At 41.7% G+C, this 18,642-nt stretch carries 12 protein-coding genes; 7 read left to right on the top strand and 5 right to left on the bottom strand.

Annotation, left to right across the window (positions count from 1 at the left end):
* The first annotated feature begins 131 nt into the window (after positions 1–131).
* Both galU and HMPREF2086_RS00500 read left to right on the top strand, forming a co-directional pair.
* Positions 132–971 carry a UTP--glucose-1-phosphate uridylyltransferase GalU gene (galU, locus tag HMPREF2086_RS00495; protein WP_023926760.1) on the top strand — a complete coding sequence of 280 codons (840 nt, stop codon included), beginning with the start codon at positions 132–134 and terminating at the stop codon, positions 969–971.
* Positions 972–1,140: 169 nt separating this feature from the next.
* Positions 1,141–1,542 (top strand): hypothetical protein, encoded by a 402-nt coding sequence (locus HMPREF2086_RS00500; RefSeq protein ID WP_023926761.1) that lies wholly within the window; start codon positions 1,141–1,143, stop codon positions 1,540–1,542.
* 143 nt (positions 1,543–1,685) lie between these two features.
* Here the strand turns inward: HMPREF2086_RS00500 and HMPREF2086_RS00505 are convergent, their stop codons facing one another.
* Positions 1,686–4,397: a TonB-dependent receptor gene (locus HMPREF2086_RS00505; RefSeq protein WP_023926762.1), complete on the bottom strand. Its 2,712-nt coding sequence runs from the start codon at positions 4,395–4,397 to the stop codon at positions 1,686–1,688.
* Positions 4,398–4,774: 377 nt separating this feature from the next.
* On the opposite strand from HMPREF2086_RS00505, the gene HMPREF2086_RS11875 reads away from it, so the two are divergent.
* The 4 genes from HMPREF2086_RS11875 to HMPREF2086_RS00525 all read left to right on the top strand — a co-directional run bounded on the left by HMPREF2086_RS11875 (position 4,775) and on the right by HMPREF2086_RS00525 (position 12,653).
* Positions 4,775–7,237 carry an ABC transporter substrate-binding protein gene (locus HMPREF2086_RS11875; protein ID WP_187367092.1) on the top strand — a complete coding sequence of 821 codons (2,463 nt, stop codon included), beginning with the start codon at positions 4,775–4,777 and terminating at the stop codon, positions 7,235–7,237.
* Positions 7,238–7,407: 170 nt separating this feature from the next.
* Positions 7,408–8,055, top strand: a complete 648-nt coding sequence (locus HMPREF2086_RS00515; protein ID WP_023926764.1) for a hypothetical protein — start codon at positions 7,408–7,410, stop codon at positions 8,053–8,055.
* Positions 8,056–8,395: 340 nt separating this feature from the next.
* Positions 8,396–9,154 carry a hypothetical protein gene (locus tag HMPREF2086_RS00520; RefSeq protein ID WP_023926765.1) on the top strand — a complete coding sequence of 253 codons (759 nt, stop codon included), beginning with the start codon at positions 8,396–8,398 and terminating at the stop codon, positions 9,152–9,154.
* Positions 9,155–9,182: 28 nt separating this feature from the next.
* A complete protein-coding gene (locus tag HMPREF2086_RS00525) occupies positions 9,183–12,653 on the top strand; it encodes an Eco57I restriction-modification methylase domain-containing protein (protein WP_023926766.1) in 3,471 nt (1,156 codons plus the stop codon).
* Between the two features lie 19 nt (positions 12,654–12,672).
* Here the strand turns inward: HMPREF2086_RS00525 and HMPREF2086_RS00530 are convergent, their stop codons facing one another.
* Both HMPREF2086_RS00530 and HMPREF2086_RS00535 read right to left on the bottom strand, forming a co-directional pair.
* On the bottom strand, positions 12,673–12,948 hold the full coding sequence (locus HMPREF2086_RS00530; protein WP_023926767.1) for a type II toxin-antitoxin system RelE/ParE family toxin: 276 nt from the start codon (positions 12,946–12,948) through the stop codon (positions 12,673–12,675).
* A complete protein-coding gene (locus tag HMPREF2086_RS00535; protein WP_148374448.1) occupies positions 12,948–13,379 on the bottom strand; it encodes a hypothetical protein in 432 nt (143 codons plus the stop codon). The genes HMPREF2086_RS00530 and HMPREF2086_RS00535 overlap by 1 nt, the downstream gene beginning before the upstream one ends.
* Positions 13,380–13,432: 53 nt before the next feature.
* Between HMPREF2086_RS00535 and HMPREF2086_RS00540 the strand changes: the two genes are divergently transcribed.
* Positions 13,433–14,368, top strand: coding sequence for an ABC transporter permease subunit (locus HMPREF2086_RS00540; RefSeq protein WP_023926769.1), 936 nt, complete (start codon positions 13,433–13,435; stop codon positions 14,366–14,368).
* A 334-nt stretch (positions 14,369–14,702) separates the two neighbouring features.
* Here HMPREF2086_RS00540 and HMPREF2086_RS12485 read toward each other — a convergent pair whose 3' ends face one another.
* Complete coding sequence (locus HMPREF2086_RS12485) at positions 14,703–16,499, bottom strand: Eco57I restriction-modification methylase domain-containing protein (protein ID WP_051397588.1); 1,797 nt, start codon at positions 16,497–16,499, stop codon at positions 14,703–14,705.
* Complete coding sequence (locus tag HMPREF2086_RS00550) at positions 16,447–18,435, bottom strand: type IIG restriction enzyme/methyltransferase (RefSeq protein WP_023926771.1); 1,989 nt, start codon at positions 18,433–18,435, stop codon at positions 16,447–16,449. Before HMPREF2086_RS00550 ends, HMPREF2086_RS12485 begins: the two co-directional genes overlap by 53 nt.
* Positions 18,436–18,642: the final 207 nt, after the last annotated feature.

Raw genomic sequence — 18,642 nt, forward strand, 5'->3', positions numbered from 1 at the left:
TAAAAGTCTATTAACGCTTTTTTTGTCTTTGTGGATTACAATGCGATTTTAATAAATCTTAAGAAAATCAGCGATTGGAGCAAAATCTAAAATCTAGCCCAAAAAAATCTCAAAAAAAAGGAGAATCCAAAATGATACAAAAATGTCTTTTTCCAGCAGCAGGCTATGGCACGCGCTTCCTCCCTGCTACAAAGGCTATGCCAAAAGAAATGCTCCCCGTGCTTGCAAAGCCACTTATCCAATACGGCGTAGAGGAAGCTCTAAGTGCTGGCTGTCATACGATGGCGATTGTTACGGGGCGGGGTAAGCGCAGTATCGAAGACCACTTTGACATAAGCTATGAGCTAGAGCACCAAATCAAAGGAACGGATAAGGAGTTTTTGCTAAATGAGGTGCGCTCTCTCATCACGCAATGCACTTTTTCCTACACTCGCCAAAACGAAATGAAAGGGCTTGGGCACGCGATTTTGACAGGGGAAACGCTCATAGGTAATGAGCCTTTTGCAGTGATTTTGGCTGATGACTTGTGCTACAACGATGGCGATGGCGTGCTAGCCCAAATGACAAAACTCTATGCCAAGCATAAATGCTCTATTGTCGCTATCGAGGAAGTGCCACTAAGCGAGGTGGACAAATACGGTGTAATCGCAGGGGAGGAAATCTCTCCAAATGTCTATCGCGTAAGCAAGATGATAGAAAAGCCAAGCCAAAAAGAAGCCCCATCAAATCTCGCAGTCATCGGCAGATATATACTCACACCTGATATTTTTGACATTTTGCGAGTAACGCCACCCGGCAAAAAGGGCGAAATCCAAATCACAGACGCGCTAATGGAGCAGGCAAAAAACGGACGCGTGCTTGCGTATAAATTTCAAGGGAAGCGATATGATTGCGGGAGCTTAGATGGGTTTGTCGAAGCGATAAATGCGTTTTATCAGCACCAAAAGGCAAACAAGCAAAAAGACAAATAGCGGTGGGATAAAGGTGGTGCGAAATAATAGCCACGCGTGCAAAAGGCAAAAAAGCACAAAATGCTAAAACTCAAGCAAAACCAAAGGATAAACCAAAAGATAAAGCAAAAAGCCGTTTGTGCTAAAATATTTATACTAAAAAAGGGCATTTACATTCTAAGGAGTAGCAATGTTTAATCACGGGTTTTTCGCGCTATTTTTGATTTTGGCATTTGGGCTTGGCTCGGTGCTACTTGTGTTTGGGCTTGTGGCGCGTTCGGCGTTTGGCGTGCGTCCTCCTAAGCCAAAGCAATTTACCATAAAGGATTTTCGCGCACTTATCCCTGATGCCAAAACTCAAGCCAAAGCCTTAGAGCTAGTGGATATGTTTATCAAAAAGTTTAATATCATCGCACCGCAATCCCCTCAAAGACAAGAATGGCTTGATGCGGTAAAAGAGCTAGTATCGCTAGATAGTATAGACACGGACAAAGCCGCTGAAATACGCGAGCGGCTCATATCTAAAAATCCTAATTTGCAAAATGATATAACGCAACTTGTCGGCAATGCTTTGAAAAATAAGAAAAGCTAGGGGTTTTGTATTTCACTTTTTGTCATACTTAATCGAAGCGAAATATCTCTATCTGCATATTTTTGGGGGTTATTTTTTGAGATATTTCGCTTTACTCAAATATGACAAGAAGTCGCTACGATTTTACTTGCGAAGTTTTTTACTTACAGCTTGTAGCCGATTTGGAGGTAGAAGCTAGCCCCTGCTACTTTATAATAGTCCCAATATCTATTGTTTGTCATATTTAGAAATTGCGCGGATATGTCAATCCCATTTGCAAAGGCATAGCCCGCTTTGGCGTTTAGGGTAAATTGCTCATCATAGCTATAAAGAGAACCCCAAAGCCTTGTGTTTGCATCATCGTAGAAAAACGCGCTTGTATAGTGTGCCCACAAAGAGCCATAAAATCCGTATTTTGGTGCGTAAGATAGAGTGAAGTTTGCGCTATGTTTGGGGATAGCTGGGAGGGCGTTGCCTTTGGTGTTTTGGTTTGGGTTAGCACTTGTGTTGGTTAGGAATTGTGTATTTGTAAGCGTGTAGTTTGCGCTAAAGGCTAGGGCGCGATAGATGGGAATCTCTAGGGCGTATTCTATGCCATTGATTCTAGCTCTGCCTGCGTTTTTTCGCATTATAGGCGTGTTTTGAGTGCCATCGCCTGTTTGGTATATCATATCAAACATTTCTATGTTGTAGAAATAAAGGCTTGTGTTTATCCATTTGCTTTGGTATTGCGCACCGATTTCAAAGCTTAGTGCTTGCTCGTGCTTTAGGTTTGGATTGTGCGCTCTTTGCTCAGTGCTTCCACTGCCGAAGTTGAAAAAGTATTTCTCTCTCATCGTTGGCATACGAAATCCATATCCTACGCTAGTTTTTAGGGTAAGGTTTTGCTGCGTGGTGGAGCTAAGTAGTGGAGTGTAGTGCAAGGCTAGATTGGGACTAAAGATAGGCAAGTAGGTGGTGGCAAAGTTTCTATTTAGCTCTGCGTTGCTAGCATTTTCTTTGTCTTCTATGTAGTTGTCGAAATTTACCCAATTATCAAACCTGCCTGCTAGAGTAGAGCCAAATTTGCCATACTTGCTAGAATCTACCCAAAGAGAATTAAGAGAGCCATATATTGAGCCTATGAATGTTTCTCCTCCGTATTTGTTGTAGTAGCCACTTCTTGTGCTAGAATCACGCCAATTTGTAAGAATGGGCGTTGTCTGCACTATATGGTGGTAGCGAAACTGCGCTCCTAGCGTGAATTTTTGCCTATCATAGTGCAAATCCTCATAGATGAAGTCTAGATAGTTGTTGCTTGTGTCGATGTCTTGCCCTCTACCTTTCCCGCTAGAGAAGTTTCTATTTGTATCGCTATTTTCTGCGTCCTGCCACTTGCTAAGGAGATTTAGACTAGAGGCTTGGATACGAAATATGCCATCATCAAAGCTATGGAGGTAGTTTAGGCTAGCTAGTATGTGTGAGTAAGTGCCTAGCCCTGTTTGTCCGCTACCGATGAAGTAGTTTTGGTTGTTTATGGTGTAGGTGGGATTTCCGCTGGTATCTCTTAGGTAGGTTTTGTAGTTTTTGGTGTCGTAGTTGTGGTTTGAGAAGCGAAATGTCGCGCTTAGCTCATCTCTCTCTCCTAGCTCATAGCTAGCTTTTATGCCTATGTCGTAGGTGTTTACCTCTCTTTCGCCATTTGTGCCTATGATATATCTACCTTTGTTGTCTATATAGTAGCCACTTAAGCTATTTGTTTGTCCATTCATCGTTGTGGCATTTACATAAGCGGGCGAGTTGGCATATACTTCACTTCGCTTAAACCCTCCGTGAATCTTCACTTTTAGCTTTTTCTCCAAAAAGGCATTGCCCACGCTTAAGTAAGCACTCGCGACATTTCTATCTGCCTCGCCGTCTATGAAAGCACTTCCATAGCCTGCGTTAGCCTTTATCTCTAGCTTTTTTGGCATAGCGGTGATGAAATTTATCGCACCACCTATCGCGCCTGTGCCATACACCGCAGAGGACGCTCCTCTAGCGATTTCTACTCGCTCTACTTCGTTTAGGAATATTTGGTTTAGGATTCTAGCTTCGCCCTCCAAATCGCTAAGTATAACGCCATCTAGCAAGACTAGCGTGCCGTAGTTTATCCCGCGTATTTTTACCTTTGGGCGGGGGTTGAAGCTGGTGTTGTTGTCGATATGGACACCTGCTTGCTTGGAGATAATGTCTGTGATTTTGGTATTTGCTTGCGTAGAAATCGCTTTAGAATCGATGATTGAGACATTGCCCGGAATGCTAGCTATATCGCTTGCAAGCGCAGAACCTGTGGTAACCACTCTATCAAGCTCTTTTGTCTCTATGGGGTTTTGGGTGGATTTGGGTGGCTTTGGCTGTGCTGGTGTCGGCGGTGTGTGTGGCGTGTCGGTGGATTGTTGGGTGTGTTGCGTAGAATCTAGTGAGGGGCTTTGTGTAGCTTGTGTGGGCTTTTGTGTGGAATCTAGTGGGGGTTCTTGTGTGTCTTGCGTCTTATCTTCTGTTTGCATTCCTTGCCCCGCTTGCTCTGTGTGGCTTGCTTGGGCTTCTTGTCTTGCTTGTGCGCTTTGGGATTGTGGAAAATCTTGTGTGCTTGTTATGGATTGTGTAGTTTGCGTGGTTTGTGCTTGCGTGGGTTGCGCAGGTTGGGTAGAATGTGCTTGATTTTGCTCAAGTTGATTTTGCGAGGGTTGATTTTGTGTGGCTTGTGGATTGGCATTTAGCGAGCACAGATAGCTAGAAGCGATTATGCTTAGGGCTATGCGGGGTAGATTTGTGGCTTTGTATTTTTGGGTGGTGTTTGGAGGGTTTTTGTGGTAAGAGTGGCGATTGGAGCGGTGGCTTGGGTTTGAGTTCATTTGCGTTTCCTTTTTATGTGTTGCGCCTTTATGTATTGCGTTTTTATACATTTTGCTTTTTGCGCGGTTTTTTTTTGGCATCGCTTGTGTGGCGATGAAAAAGCAGTGTAGCCAAAGTTTTTCCATTTTGATACAAATTTGTAAAATCAAAACGATAAATTCTTAGAAAATTTACAAAACTACACAATTTTTGTTCATTTTTGACATTCTAGCCATTTTTTGATTAACAAAATATTACCAAATAGATTTTGTTAATATTTTTGGATACAATTTAGCAGAATCGCAAAAAAAAGACATATTTTTTGTGAAATTTTGGGAATTTTGCAAATATTTTAAGGGACGCAGTGGGACAGAAAATGTGGCAAAAAGTGGAAAAAATGAAATCTTTTCTCAAGTCTATAATCACGTTTACTAGGGCTAGTGTGGATAGGTTTGAGGGCGCACTTGGGAGCGTGATTGGAAGTGGGGTGAAAGTCCTAGCTATGTTTGGGCTAGCACTTGGTGTTTTTTCTTTGTGCGTGTTTTTTAGCGTGTCGCTTTTGAGAGAAAATCTAAGCCAAAACATCGCTTCAAAATCCGCCCAAAATCTTACAGCAAGTCCCAAAGTCCTAAAAATTGCATATAGCCAAAATGTCGGTGCGCTAAATCCGCAGGGATATAACAAAAACGCTATGTTTGCCCAAAATCTGCTTTATGAGGGACTGCTAAAGGCGGATAAAAACGGTGCGATTATCCCAAGCCTAGCGACTTCTTTTGCCCTTGATACAAGTGGCAAAGTCTATATTTTTTCCCTGCGCAAGGGCGTGAGATTCTCTAATGGCGAGGAGTTCAACGCCGATGCGGTGGTGCTAAATTTTGCCTCGATTCTCAAAAATCGCGCTAGGCATTCGTGGAGCGGGCTAGCTAGGGCTTTGGAGCGGGCAGAAAAGGTAGATGACTACCGCGTAAAAATCGTGCTAAAAGAGCCCTACGCACCCACGCTAAATGAGCTTGCATTGCCTCGTCCTTTTAGATTTCTAGCCCCTAGCGCGTTCCCGCCTGATTTAGACTTAGTCGCGCAAAACCCACAGCCCATAGGCACGGGCTCATATATGCTCGTAGAATCCAAGCTCGGCTCTTATGATAAATTCGCCAAAAATCCGCACTATTGGGACGCTAAGCGACTAGAGGAGCAGGGCGGGCTATACTATGATGAGGTGGTAGTCAAAGTCATATTTGAGCCAAACTCCAAGCTAAGTGCGCTACGGGCGGGGCAGGTGGATATGATATATGGCGCAGATGAGATTCCTACAAGGATTTTCCAAGAGATAAGAAATGAGGAGCTAAAAAGTGCGGTGGCACAGGGCTTGAGCGTGCAAAATGGAGTGTCGGAAAATGCAGGTGGAAATGGGGGGGCGAGAAATGATAGCGCGCAAAATAAAGTAGTGGAAAGTGCGGGCAAAATCAATGCCGTGCGTGGCGATAGTGGCAAAAGCCCAAAGTTTCGGGCGTATCTTGGGCAGGCTTCTTTCGCCACAAGCCTTATGCTAAATTCCACGCGCATAAAGCAAGCCCAAATCCGCAGGGCAATAGCCCTAAGCATAGACAAAGATACACTGATAAACGCGGTGTATGGCACAAGTGGTGGTGTAAGCGGTGGCGATAGTGGCGAAATCGGTGCGAGTGGCAAGAGTGGTAATGGCGGTGGTGGGGATTGTAGTGTGGATTGTGGTGCAAATCGTAGCGATGAAAGCGGTGCAAGCCCTACAAACACCACAACAAACACCGTATCAAGCCCCATAGCAAGTGTCGCGGAGAGCATTTTTGTGCATACGCGCGTTGTTCCCCCCTTGCTTGCAGATAATATGCACATTGCCCCCTCCTCGCCAAACATAAATGGAGCTAGTGCGGAGGATAAGCACACTATTTCCCCCTCGCTAGCGACAAATGCGCCAAATCACGCTACAAATACCCCTCCCCAAGCCCTTTCTCAAATATCTTCTGCAAGGGGAGGGGCTTCCTCTATTTCCCCCTCCTTTGCGGAGGGAGCTAGGGGGTGGGTGGATTCTAGTCCAAAAGATATTGCCACACAGCCACAAACTCGCCAAAATCCCCACCACAATCCAGAATTTAAACCCCAAAATCCTAAAAACCAAGCCCCACAAAACCAAATTTCGCCAACTAAAGCCAACTCAAGCCAACCCGCGCAAAGCAAGCAAAATCTAATCACTCAAAACAATGCTTCACAAAAAGAGCAAAATCTCTATCAGCAAAATCTCACAAAAGCCCGTGAGATTCTCGCCTCATTTGGCTACACGGCGGAAAATCCACTAAAGCTAGAGCTGTTTTTTTTCGGTGATAAGCCAAGCCAAAAAATGCTTTCCCAAATCCTCCAATCCCAGCTAAAAGAGGCAAATATCGCTCTCTCCGTGCGCGGGCTTGAGCCAAGTATGTATGCTAATGCGCTAAGGAAGGGCGAGTTTGATATGGCGTTTGTTGATTCGTGGGGTGCGCCTTATGAGCCGCTATCCCAGCTCTATTCCTACACCAAGCCGCTTGGGCACGGGGACTATATCGCCCAAAGTGGTTTGAAAGAGAAGTCGCGCATTGACGCGCTTATCTTACAGGCTATCAAAGAGTCCGCTTCTGTGGCAAACTCCGTGCAAAATCCACAAAATCTAGGGAAAAAATCGCGAGCACAAGCCCTAAGCGATGAGGCGATAGAGCTGCTTATCCAAAGTGGCGTGTATATCCCGCTGCTGATTGAGCGAAGCAAAGCAGTCGCACACTCGCGCATAAGGGGCGTGGAGAGCGTGAGTAGCCTAAGCTATGAGATTCCTATATGGGATTTTTATGAGTGAGTGGGTTTGGGGATTTTGGGGGATTTTGTCGCAATGTTTTAGAATTTGTGACAAATCTTTGGCTAGAATTGCCCTTTTGCGTTAGAAGCAAAGCACGACAAAAAGCGTGGCACGAATAGGTGCGGATAAGTCCAAAGAGGTGTGAAAACCACAAAAATATAAGGATAAAAATGTTAGATTTTAGTGCGCTTAGCCTGCAAGAAACACAAAGACTTTTTTCAAAAGAGCGCGTTGCAAGCTATGAGAGCCCAAAGCAGCACTTTGATAATCTCGCGCTTATCGGCGCGATAAGTCAAAATCTAGGTATCTCTGAAATCTTGCTACGCAACAAAATCGATAGTATAATGAGTGGCAATATGCCTAATTTGCTATGGCTAGAGAGATTGCCAAGCGAGCTACAATCCCACATAGACAAATCCCTCTCAAAGCACAAAATCATCTCCACGCAAAGTCTAGGATTTTGGCTAAAAGTCATCGATGCGCATAAAATCCACAGCAAGTTATTTAGCTATGATTTTTTGGAGAATTTAAATTTTAAAAAGTATTATGAGAGGAATGCAAATCGTTTCAAAAACGGCGTGAGGCTAAGGCGGTATCACAAAGCAAGCCTGCTACTGCACCTCCTGCGCAATCTACGAAACCGTGCATTTCACTTTGAAAATCTCTACAAACTTAATGAGGACAATAAGCCAAGACTAATGGCTTCGATAAAAAGTGAGAAAAATTCGCTAGCTGTGATAAATCTACAAACCGATAAGATTGAAGTGCTTTTAGAGGATTTGATAGGGGAGTTTTACAAAGAAGCGGAAAACACATAAAAGTTTGAGAAAAGTGGCGGAAAAGGATCCGCCAAAAACGAGTGGATTATACCACAAAATCGCACAAAAACTCCAAACACACACCAAAATCGCTAAACACTTACACATTTTGAGGGATTTTGAGTAAAAAGTAAGTAAAAATTCGCGTGGTTTTTTGGGGGGTTAGGTTTTAAAGTTTTGGGGCTAAGTTTGGGATTTGGGGGATTTTGCTTGAAAGGGATTTTGGGTAATGTTTTTAGATTTTACGCTTTAGTTAGAATTATCCAACTTAAAGAGAGAACTTTAGCGCAAAACATATTATAATTATCCCCTTAAATCTAAATCTAAAAAGGCAATGCAAATGAGCGCGACAAAGCAAGACTTTTATTTCCTAAAAAACAATCTTTTTAGTCAATACAGCTTGCAAGTGGATTTTAGAGCGGAATTTAATGAGAAGTTTAGAGATGAAGCAAGGCAAACCTTTGAAAAAATCACCGCGATTTGTCCCAAGCACCCCAACAAGTCTCCCTTGCAATCGTTTGCAAATCTAAATGAGCATCAGTTTGAAGATGACTTCATAGCCAAAGTCGCCCACGCACTAGGCTATCACTTTGTGCGACAAGAGGAGAAAATCATTCAAGGTAAGCTAGAAAAGCCAGATTTTTTGCTTTTTGCTTCGGCACAAGATAAGGCGGACTATGAGTCTATCCCCAAAGATTCACGCAAGGGGAGCAATGCGCATATCGCTGTGATTTTAGAATCAAAAGCCTATAATGTAGAAATTGACAACAACAAAATCAAAGACAATCCCCACCACCAAATCCTGCGCTATTTAAGCAATCTCAAACTTGATTTTGGATTCCTTAGCAATGGCAGATTGTGGCGATTTTATGACAACTCCACACTTCATAGCAACAAAGTCTTTTATGAAATCAATTTAGAAGCTATAATAGCGCAAAACGACTTAGAAGCGTTTTATTATTTTTTCTATATTTTCCGCTCCGAGCGATATGCCCCAAGCGTAAGGGCAAACTCTGCTCTAAACCCTGCGTTTGCGATAAAGACTACTTCTTTCATTTCGCCCCCCCCCCCCCATTTATACAATCTTACAGAAAAATAACCAAGCAAAAATCACCCTTGAAGATGATTTGCAAAATATCATCTATGGCATAAATGGGCAAGATTCACTCTTTGAGTTTATCGGCGCAAAGATTTTTGAGAAAAATCCAAATGCCACGCTTAAAGAAGTCTATGAAAACGCGCTTTATTTTATCTTTCGCTTACTTTTTATTGCGTATTTTGAGGATAAGTTTGGCGATATTTTGCAAAGCCACGAGTATTTCACAGATGAGATTAGCCTAAGCAATCTAATTGGGAATCTAGAGGACAAAGAGGAAAGTTTCAGGGGCTTTGTGAAGTTAAGCAGAATCTTTGCTATGTATGATAAAGGCGAGCCAAACTACAATATGCCCGTGTTTAATGGAGGGCTTTTTGATAGCACAAAAGCCCCGCTTTTATCCACCCAAAAGCTTTTTAGTGATAAAAGTCTAAAAGAGATTTTGGGGAAGTTTTTTTATTTTGATGATGGGCAGGTGCTTTTTAGGCGTGATTATAAATCTTTGAGCGTGGCGCATTTGGGCACGATTTATGAGGGATTGCTAGGGTATTTTTTTGTCATCGCAGATGAGGACTTGTGGTATGTGAAATACTCTGCCAAAGGCAAAAAAGGCGAGGTGCAAAAAGAAATCGAAAGCTATGTGGATAGCTATGATTTTGCAGAGTTGCAAAAGAAAGAGAAACTAAACAAAGCTAAAATCATCGGTGCGCCAAAGCACTATGCAAAAGGGCAGATTTATCTCAAAAACACGAGCAATTCACGCAAATCAAGCGCGAGCTTTTATACGCCTCAAAGCATTACGAGCTTTTTAGTCGCACAAAGCCTAAAAGATGAGAACGGTAAGCATAAGCTAGACAATGATAATATTTTGCACTTTAAGATTTTGGATAATGCCTGTGGGAGCGGACACTTTCTCATCGAAGCCCTAAATCAAATCACGCAAATCGTATTAAAGGATTTTGACTCCTTTTCTAACTTAAAGCAAATCTATGAAGCCGAAAAGCAAGAAATCCAAGCCAACACCACGCACTATATCAAAGGCTATGAAGTCGATGAAAGCGATATTTTGAAGCGACTTTTGCTAAAGCGCGTAATCTTTGGCGTGGATATAAATCCCTTTTCAGTAGAGCTTACCAAACTTTCCCTTTGGATAGATAGCTTTATCTTTGGCACGCCACTTAGCTTCATAGAACATCATATCAAGTGTGGCAACGCGCTTGTGGGTAGCACTATCGCTGAGTTTAGGGCGCATTATGATACTATCAAAAACAAAGGCTCGCTTTTTATGAATGAGTTTTTGAAAGATTTTGGGGCTTTAAGCGAAGTGTTTGACAAGCTAGACTGCCTAAAGGACACTTCAGAGGCGCAAATCACCCAATCTAAGCGCATTTATACAGATGAGATTCTCCCCACGCTAGATAAGCTCAATCTCTATCTAAACTTTTTCACCGCATTTCGCTTTGCTACTCCTAGTGAGTGCAAAAAGTTTGCAAGCCTAATAGAGCTAGAAAATCTCCTAAGTGAGCAAAAGGGCGACTACAAAGACGCTGCAGACTTCACGCGTGAAAAGGCAAAAGATTTTAGCTTTTTTAATTATGAAATCGAGTTCCCAGAGATTGTGCTAAATGGCGAATTGCAGGGATTCCAAGCCATAGTTGGCAATCCCCCGTGGGATAAAACCAAATTTAGCGATAATGACTTTTTCCCACAATACAAAAGCGACTACCGCACACTAGGCAACAAACAAAAAGCCGAGTTTGAGGCAAATATGCTTGTCAAACCCACGATAAGAGAGGACTATGAAGCACAAAAGCAAAGCATAGAGAGGATAAATGCCTACTACAAAACGCGCTTTGGCTTAAGTAGGGGCAAGGGCGATGGCAATCTTTTCCGCTTCTTTGTCGAGCGCAATTTAGGGCTTTTAGCTCACGATGCCACGCTTAATTATGTCTTGCCAAGTGCGTTAATGCTAGAAGAGGGAAGCTATACTTTACGCAAAGAGATTTTACAAGAGCGCACACTTACGCACTTCTATGCTTTTGAAAATAGAGAGGGGATTTTTAATAGCGTTCATCGTAGCTACAAATTCGCGCTAATGCAGGTAAAAAATGCCAAGCCACCCCAAAACCACCGCATAAAGACAATGTTTTATAAAACAAAGATTGATGAAATCTATGAGCGCGATAATGTCATAGAGCTTAGCCTTGCGGATATAGAGGGCTTAAGCCCTGCTCATCTTGCCCTCCAAGAAGTGCGAGATAAAAGGGATTTGGAGATTTTGGGGAAATGCTATGGGCGATTTGCCCCGCTAGAATCTTCGTGGCTTGATTTTCGCAATGAATTGCATATGACAAAGGATGAGAATTTGTTTATCGATGAGGCGGATATTGATGATTTGTATATATCTCATTTTGAGGTTGCAAAGCAACCGAAAAATCTAAATGATAGCGCGGACTCTGTGGATTCTTCGCTCCACGCTATGCGCTACGCTCAGAATGACAAAAACTTAGCAAAGCATTATCTCCCACTCTATGAGGGCAAAAGGATTCATCAATACAACGCCGAGTTTGAAAACCCTACTAAAAAATCCAGCGATAAGCGGTATTTTTTGGAAATCACTTCCTTTGATGAGCGACTAAAAAGCAAGGAAATCTCGCGTCTAAAAGATGATTTGGGTATAAAAGGCGAGGAGTATAAAGCCCTTTTGAAATCGCTTTTTGCAAAGCATTGTGAGGATAGCAAAGCTCACAAAACAGCCCATTGTCATTCTGAGGGAGCAAAGGAGGCGAAGAATCCAAACAGCGCAAATTCTACCCACCCCCAAACCCCCTCCGCCACAATTTCATCATCTAGGGAGGAGGATTTTGATTCGTTAGATGCGTTTGAATCTAGCCTTATCTCTTATGATAGAGAGTATATTCGGCTTGGATCTCGCGCTATTGCGAGTGATACAAATGAGCGGACACTGATTTTTAGCCTTTTGCCAAGAAATATTGGGGTTGGAAATAGCGCGTGGAGCAGTATCACAAAATCTTATGTTCTAGATTCAGGACGGATTTGCACTAAGCCTATAAGCCACATAAGGCTTTGCTTTGCGCTAGGGATTTTAAACGCTTTGGTTGTGGATTTTATCGCTAGGATGATGATACAAATGAATGTGAATAAGACTTACTTGGAGCGACTGCCACTCCCACAGCCTAGCGATGATGAGATTTTGGCTAATGAGTGCTATGTCTTTATCGCTAGAAGTGCGCTTATCTTGCAGCTCTATAATGACAAGGCGGGCTACTTTGATGAGCTAAAGTGTGAGTTTGGGATAAAAAATGATGAGATACCAAGCACCAATAAGCTCTACCTCACGCTAAAAGCGCGACTAGACATCGCGGTGGCAAAGCTCTATGGGCTAGACTTTGAGGACTTTTGCTACCTTTTAGAATCTTTCCAAGTCCTAAAGACAAACCAACCCGAATACATCGCTTTGCTAAAAGGGGAGTGGAAGTAGCGAATATTATTTAAAAAAGCTAGTAATTTTTGAATAAATCTTGATGTCTGCCTATCCTATAAAGTGTCAATGTTTGTTTATCTCGTTTATACACTATGACTAAATCGCCAAATATATGACACTCTCTAAAATCTTTGTATTCGCCCAGAAGTGCGTGGTCTTTTAGCTTTGGCTCTAAAATATCACAGGTTTGTAGCGTGATGACTACTTCTTTGATTTTCTCTAAATCCCAGCCTTGCTTTTTTACAAGTTTGAAATCTTTTAGATAGGTATTTTGGAAATGTATTTCACGCACTATTGTTCATTTTCTAGCATTTTTTCAAAGTCTTTGTAATCGCTTGTTTTTAGCACGGTGTGAGAGTTTTCTAATGCTTGTATGGTTTCTTTTGTCGGCATATCCAAAGACTCGCCACTTTGCGTGCTTAGCCTTGCGTTTATCACTTCTGCAAGCCCCTTAAATGCTGGTAAAAACTCTTCTTTGACATTTTCGATAATAAGCGTCATCTGCCTCTCCAAAATGTGAATTTCCCTAGCATTATAGCGTAAAATTGTGCAATGCTTTGGATTGTGGCGAAATAGATAGCCAAATATCAAGCAATGACAAAAATACGCTAGAATGTAGCGATATGAATTATCAAATGCTTTGTGGATACAACGCAAAATCGCTAAATTGCCACGAAAAAATATCGCAAGAATAGCGCAAAAAACAACGCCAAAAAAAAGCATAAAAAGTAGCCAAATAGCGCGAAGTCCAAAAAAGAAGCCCAAAAGGAGTAAGTTTGAAAAAATATATCGCCCTGCGCCTGCTTTCCACTATCCCTATCGTGCTTGTTACTTCGTTTGTGATTTTTGTGCTTTTGCGCGTTTGTGGGAGCGACCCTGTGGCGAGCTACTTGCTAAACTCCCAGCTTCCTGCCACGCCAGAGATTATCGCGCAGCTTCGTGCGGAGTTTGGGCTTGATAAGCCGATTTTGCAGCAGTATGCCGCGTGGCTAGGGGGCGCGATAAAGCTAGATTTTGGCACTAGCTATATGAGCGGACGGGCGGTGGCTAGCGACTTTGCGGAGTTTTTGCCCGTGAGTGCGGCACTTATCGCGTGTGGGCTTGGTATCGTTTGTCTTGGCTCGGTGGTGCTAGGAATCCTAAGTGCGAGGTTTGCAAACACCGCGCTAGATTTCATAATCCGCGCGTTTTGCTTCATCGGCGTGTCTATGCCCAATTTTTGGCTTGCGTTTTTGCTTATGCTTTTTTTTAGCTTGCACTTGGGGTGGCTAGCCCCGCTTGGGCTTGAGGAGGGGGCTAGGAGCTTTATCCTCCCTGCGATAAGCATCTCGCTAATGTCGCTTTGCATAAACACGCGCCTTGTGCGGGCAAATATGCTCGAAGTGGCTAAAGAGCGACATATCCTCTATGCGAGGCTTCGCGGGCTTCCTAGTGGCGTTATCACTATTAAGCATATTTTTTATAACGCCTCGCTTCCCATCATCACGGCTATGGGTATGCACTTAGGCGAGCTGCTAGGCGCGGCACTCGTGGTGGAGAATATCTATGCCCTGCCCGGTATCGGGCTGTATGCTATCCAAGCTATCGCAAACCACGACTACCCCGTGATAGAGTGCTTTTTTGTGCTTATGTGCGTGGTGTTTGTGCTAAGCAACGCACTTATCGACATCATCTACGCGCTACTAGACCCAAGACTTGCTAGGGAGAGGTAAGGGGGCGGTGGTTTTTGCTGTTTTTGGGCTTTTATAATCTTGTTGTTTCTTTGTCATTTTGAACATTCGCAAAAATGCGAAAAAATCTCTATGTGGCTTTTGTCATTCTTGGTTTTCGTAAGAAAACGAAGAATCCACTAAATCTATGCCCTTTGAGATACTTCGGGCTTTGCCCTCAGTATGACAAGATAAAGTGTTGTATGTCAAAAGTGGAAAGCGTTATGACAAGGTGGAGTGTCAAGTGATAAAAAAACCTTAATTATGGCAAGAAGTGGTGTGTCAGTATGACAAAATAGTATGCTTTGGTTTGTGAGTCTTAATTTGCCTTAGTTTTTTAGTCTTTGGAATTTGTGCGGAATTCTAGCTCGTAGTTTATGATAAACTCCATTTCCTCCGTGCTTAAGCCATAGAGTGGGCAAATGAGCCTATCGATTTCATCTATGATATGTTTTGATTTTCTTATTTTGTAGGTTTTCACGCCGTTGCTATAATCGTGGTTTTTCTCAATATCTTTTTCGTATTTGCTACCTAGCTTTTCCAATAGCTTGATTTGTTCATTGCTAAATTTTGGTATAGGGAATCTCTCAAACTCGTAAATATAACTATCTCTATTGTTTGAATAAGCATTTCTAAACCAATAAAAAAGTGTGCTTGAAAGAATCGCTACAATAGCCTTAGAATTTATCGCGCTAAAGTTTGACTCGGTAGTTGATTTTATCGTTGAATAGCTTGTGTATAAATCGTAATATCCACCGCCTGTATTTCTAAAATACACCTTTTGTTTTCCACTCATAAGTTTCTTAAGCGTTTGTTTTTGGGCATAAACTTTTTGCATTATATCTTTTTCAATCGGCAATCCTATTTTGCAAAACGCTCCGTCTTGGACAAAATCAAGCGAATTTACAAAACTCATATCTTTCATAACATTTTCTATTGATTGGTTTGAGTATCGCCTATTTACTTTTGTCGTCATTAGATTTTTTGTCTTTGAAAATGTTTTTGTGCAACTTATGATAGAGGTTCTTTGCTCGGCGTGAGGAAATATTTTAACAGGGCGATGTCCATAGCTACTTACTTTTATAAACTCGCAATTTTCTAAAAGCATTTTATGCAAATCAATGTTTGATTTACTGCTTGTTATGGTAATTGGCACAATATAGCCAAGATTGCGATTTTGCGCTAGCAGAGTAAAGCCCTTTTCGATAAATAGCTTGTAAGTATCGCCCGTATCGGCGTATAGATAGCGTTTTTGTTTTTTGCAAAAGTCTTTTTGCTCCTTGCTAAGTAGATTTCCATAAGGCGGATTGCCGATGATTAAGTCAAACCCCATAAAATCGCCATTTGCGTCTAATACTTCGGGGAATTCAAATCGCCATTCAAAGTATTCTTTTGCTTGTGTTTTGATAGTTTCATAAGATTTCATAGACTCTACTAGGGCGATGAAGTCTTTTTCTGCAAATCCGCGCGGGTCATCTTGCTTGGGAATATCAAGGGTTTTGTGAAACTCAAATGCCTTAAACAAGTAGTCATTGAGCTTTTCTATCCATTCTTGTAGCTCTTTTTTGTTGGCATTTGGCACTTTTGCGTTATCCACTCCATTATAACCATAAGTCTTTAGATAGCTTGCAAAAATGCTTTTAAATTCTCGATATGTCGGGTGGGTTTTGACAAAGAGATTGAGTATGAAGCCTTTGGCAGAATTTATCTCACTCTTTAGTGAAGCCCTCAAATCATCGTCTTTTTCGTCTTTGTAGGCATTTGTCGCTTTTTTGTATTTCTCTATTTCTCTGGGGAGTTTGACTTTTAGGTCGTTTAGAATCGCTTTTATTTCAAGGGCGTTTATTTTGTGTCCCTCACCGCCTGATAATAGTGTGGCGTTGTCTTTGCTAAGCAGGTCTTTAAGCTGTGCTTCTAGCTTGTCTTTGCTGATGTTTAGCTCAATGTTTGAGATAAGGCTATTGCCACACTTTATGTTTATGTCGATATTTGGCAGGGTTTGCATTTGATGAATGCTTGAATCAAGATTTTTTGTGTAGCCTTTGTCATTTGGCAGTAGATAGTAGCTGTTTTTAAGCAATTCAATCCAAAGTCGCAATTTGCAGATTTCTACGGAATTTGGATTTATATCCACGCCAAAGAGGTTGTTTTCGATTATGGATTTTTTTTAAGCTAAAAAGTTCTTTTTGGATTTTGTGGCTTGGCTCAGTTTCGCTTTTGGGTTTAGTGTAGGAAAAATCGCTCAAGTAGAGCTCATCACCGATAATTTGTAGCTTGTTTTTCAAAATCTCATTGCTTAAAAGCCCCAAATCATAGTGGATTTTAATCATTTGGTTTAGGACAGAAACGAGGAAATGCCCGCTTCCCACCGCAGGGTCGCAAATAAGCGTGGTTTTTAGAAAATCTTTGTATTTTTGCTTTATGCTCTCTCTATCGCGACTTTGCCTCATTTCTCTTGTGATTTCAGACTCTATGTCGGCTATATTTTTGCACTGCCACTGCGGGTTTGCTTCGTTAAATTTGCGCAAAATGACTTGCTCTAGATTTTCCTCACACATATAGCTTGTAATCGCACTTGGCGTGTAAAAACTCCCGTCTTTATAAGCGTTTATGCGCTCAAAGACATTGCCTAGCACGCTTGCATTTATCAGCGTATCGGCTTCGTATTCTTCCCCACTACCGAAGTCATATCTATCCAAAAAGTCCAAAAGATAGCGCAAAAGCGGGATTTTATTTTGCACTTGGTGCTTTTGCCTTTTGTTGTATTCTTTGTAGGGGAGGAGTTCTTTATCGTTGCTTAGGGTTTGTATGCGGATAAGTTTGTGCTCTATTTGGCTTGGATTGAACAGCGATGAGTTGAGGTAGGGGAGATGAAAAAATGGCGAATCTTTATCGCGCTCATCGTGAGGCTTGGCAAATACCTTGAAAAATAGATTTTCTAGCGTTTGAAAATCTTGTATGTTTTTGGTGTTTAGAAACCTAGCGTTTGCTTTGCGGGATTCTTTGCCAGAAGTGGTTGGGCTAAAGCGAATGAGATTTGCCTCGATGAGTTTAAGAAAGAGGATTCTATTTAACCAAACGATGATAAGTGAGATAATGTTTTCTTGGGTTTTGTCCTCTTGGTGTGGTATGTTTTCATAGATATTTTCATACAACGCGCCACTTACATTGTTGGGGATAATTTTGTTTGTTTCTTTGTTGTCTTTTGTTTTTTCTACTTCTAAGCCAAGAATGTAGAGCAACTCTTTATAAAACGCTTCGTTAATCTCGCTTTTGTGGATATATTTATCAAGCAAAAATTCAGGCGCAAATGCTTTGAAAAAGGGCTTAATATTGCATTTATCATCTTTTAGGTGTTGCAGATTTAGTAGTAGGGGCTTAAGCTGTGCGCTGAAATTCTCGCTACCAAAATATTGCTTAAGCTCGGCATAAAAATCTTTGTTGCGCTTTTGGGATTCTTGGTCTAAATCGTTTTTGATTAAGGATTTGTATCGCTCATAAAAGCCCTTGATATAGTCATTTTGATAAAAATATTTTTCAAATTCTGCTTCATCAAAAAAGAAAAACTCATAAAAATCTGTGATGATGATATATTTCACTTCAGATCGTTTGTGTAGCTCTTTGGCTCGCTCCTTTTCTCGCAGATAATACAAAACGCACTCGTGCAAGGCAGTTGTGTTGGCATTATTTGCGCTTATCATTTCGCTACTTTTGGGCTTTTTGGCTTCAAGTATGCACGCGACATTCTCATCTTTTTTAAGCACAAAATCCACACTTCCCGCCACGCTACCAAAGTAATTTTGCTTATACCCTGCTTCAAACTCATCGCTTTGGTAATGGCTTAGCTTAAATGCTCTAAGTTTGCCAAAAAGCTCATCTATGAGGGTGTCTTTTAGTATGTCTGGCTCATCTTTGTGCAAGACTTGCTCTAGTTTTGGGAGATAGTGCTTTGTTATAAGTTCTTTGAAAGATTGTTGCTGCTGCTCGGGGATTTTTGAATTATAATACAGCTCGCCACCAAGAAAACTTTGGACTTCTTGTGGGCTTAGTCTAGGATTTATTTGCAACATTTTTTGCGCCCTTTTGTCAAGTTTTGCGCATTATAGCATTATTTTGTATGCTTTATTGGCTTTATGAGAGTTTGCTTTTTGCGTGTGGTTATGGCGGGTGAGCTTAGATGAGGTGGTGGGGTATTGTGGCTTAGGTAAAGTGATTTATTGTGGGGTGATTTTGCGGAGGCGTTGCTGTGGTGTGTTTTGATTTTGTGATTTTTGTAT

The sequence above is a fragment of the Helicobacter macacae MIT 99-5501 genome (assembly GCF_000507845.1).
Classification (GTDB): Bacteria; Campylobacterota; Campylobacteria; order Campylobacterales; family Helicobacteraceae; genus Helicobacter_B; species Helicobacter_B macacae.

Coding starts and splice junctions, on each gene's coding strand:
- HMPREF2086_RS00550 (WP_023926771.1), bottom strand. CDS start 18,435: ATGTTGCAAATAAATCCTAGACTAAGCCCACAAGAAGTCCAAAGTTTT.
- HMPREF2086_RS00520 (WP_023926765.1), top strand. CDS start 8,396: ATGAGCGCGACAAAGCAAGACTTTTATTTCCTAAAAAACAATCTTTTT.
- HMPREF2086_RS00535 (WP_148374448.1), bottom strand. CDS start 13,379: ATGCTTTTTTTTGGCGTTGTTTTTTGCGCTATTCTTGCGATATTTTTT.
- HMPREF2086_RS00515 (WP_023926764.1), top strand. CDS start 7,408: ATGTTAGATTTTAGTGCGCTTAGCCTGCAAGAAACACAAAGACTTTTT.
- HMPREF2086_RS00505 (WP_023926762.1), bottom strand. CDS start 4,397: ATGAACTCAAACCCAAGCCACCGCTCCAATCGCCACTCTTACCACAAA.
- HMPREF2086_RS00500 (WP_023926761.1), top strand. CDS start 1,141: ATGTTTAATCACGGGTTTTTCGCGCTATTTTTGATTTTGGCATTTGGG.
- galU (WP_023926760.1), top strand. CDS start 132: ATGATACAAAAATGTCTTTTTCCAGCAGCAGGCTATGGCACGCGCTTC.
- HMPREF2086_RS11875 (WP_187367092.1), top strand. CDS start 4,775: ATGAAATCTTTTCTCAAGTCTATAATCACGTTTACTAGGGCTAGTGTG.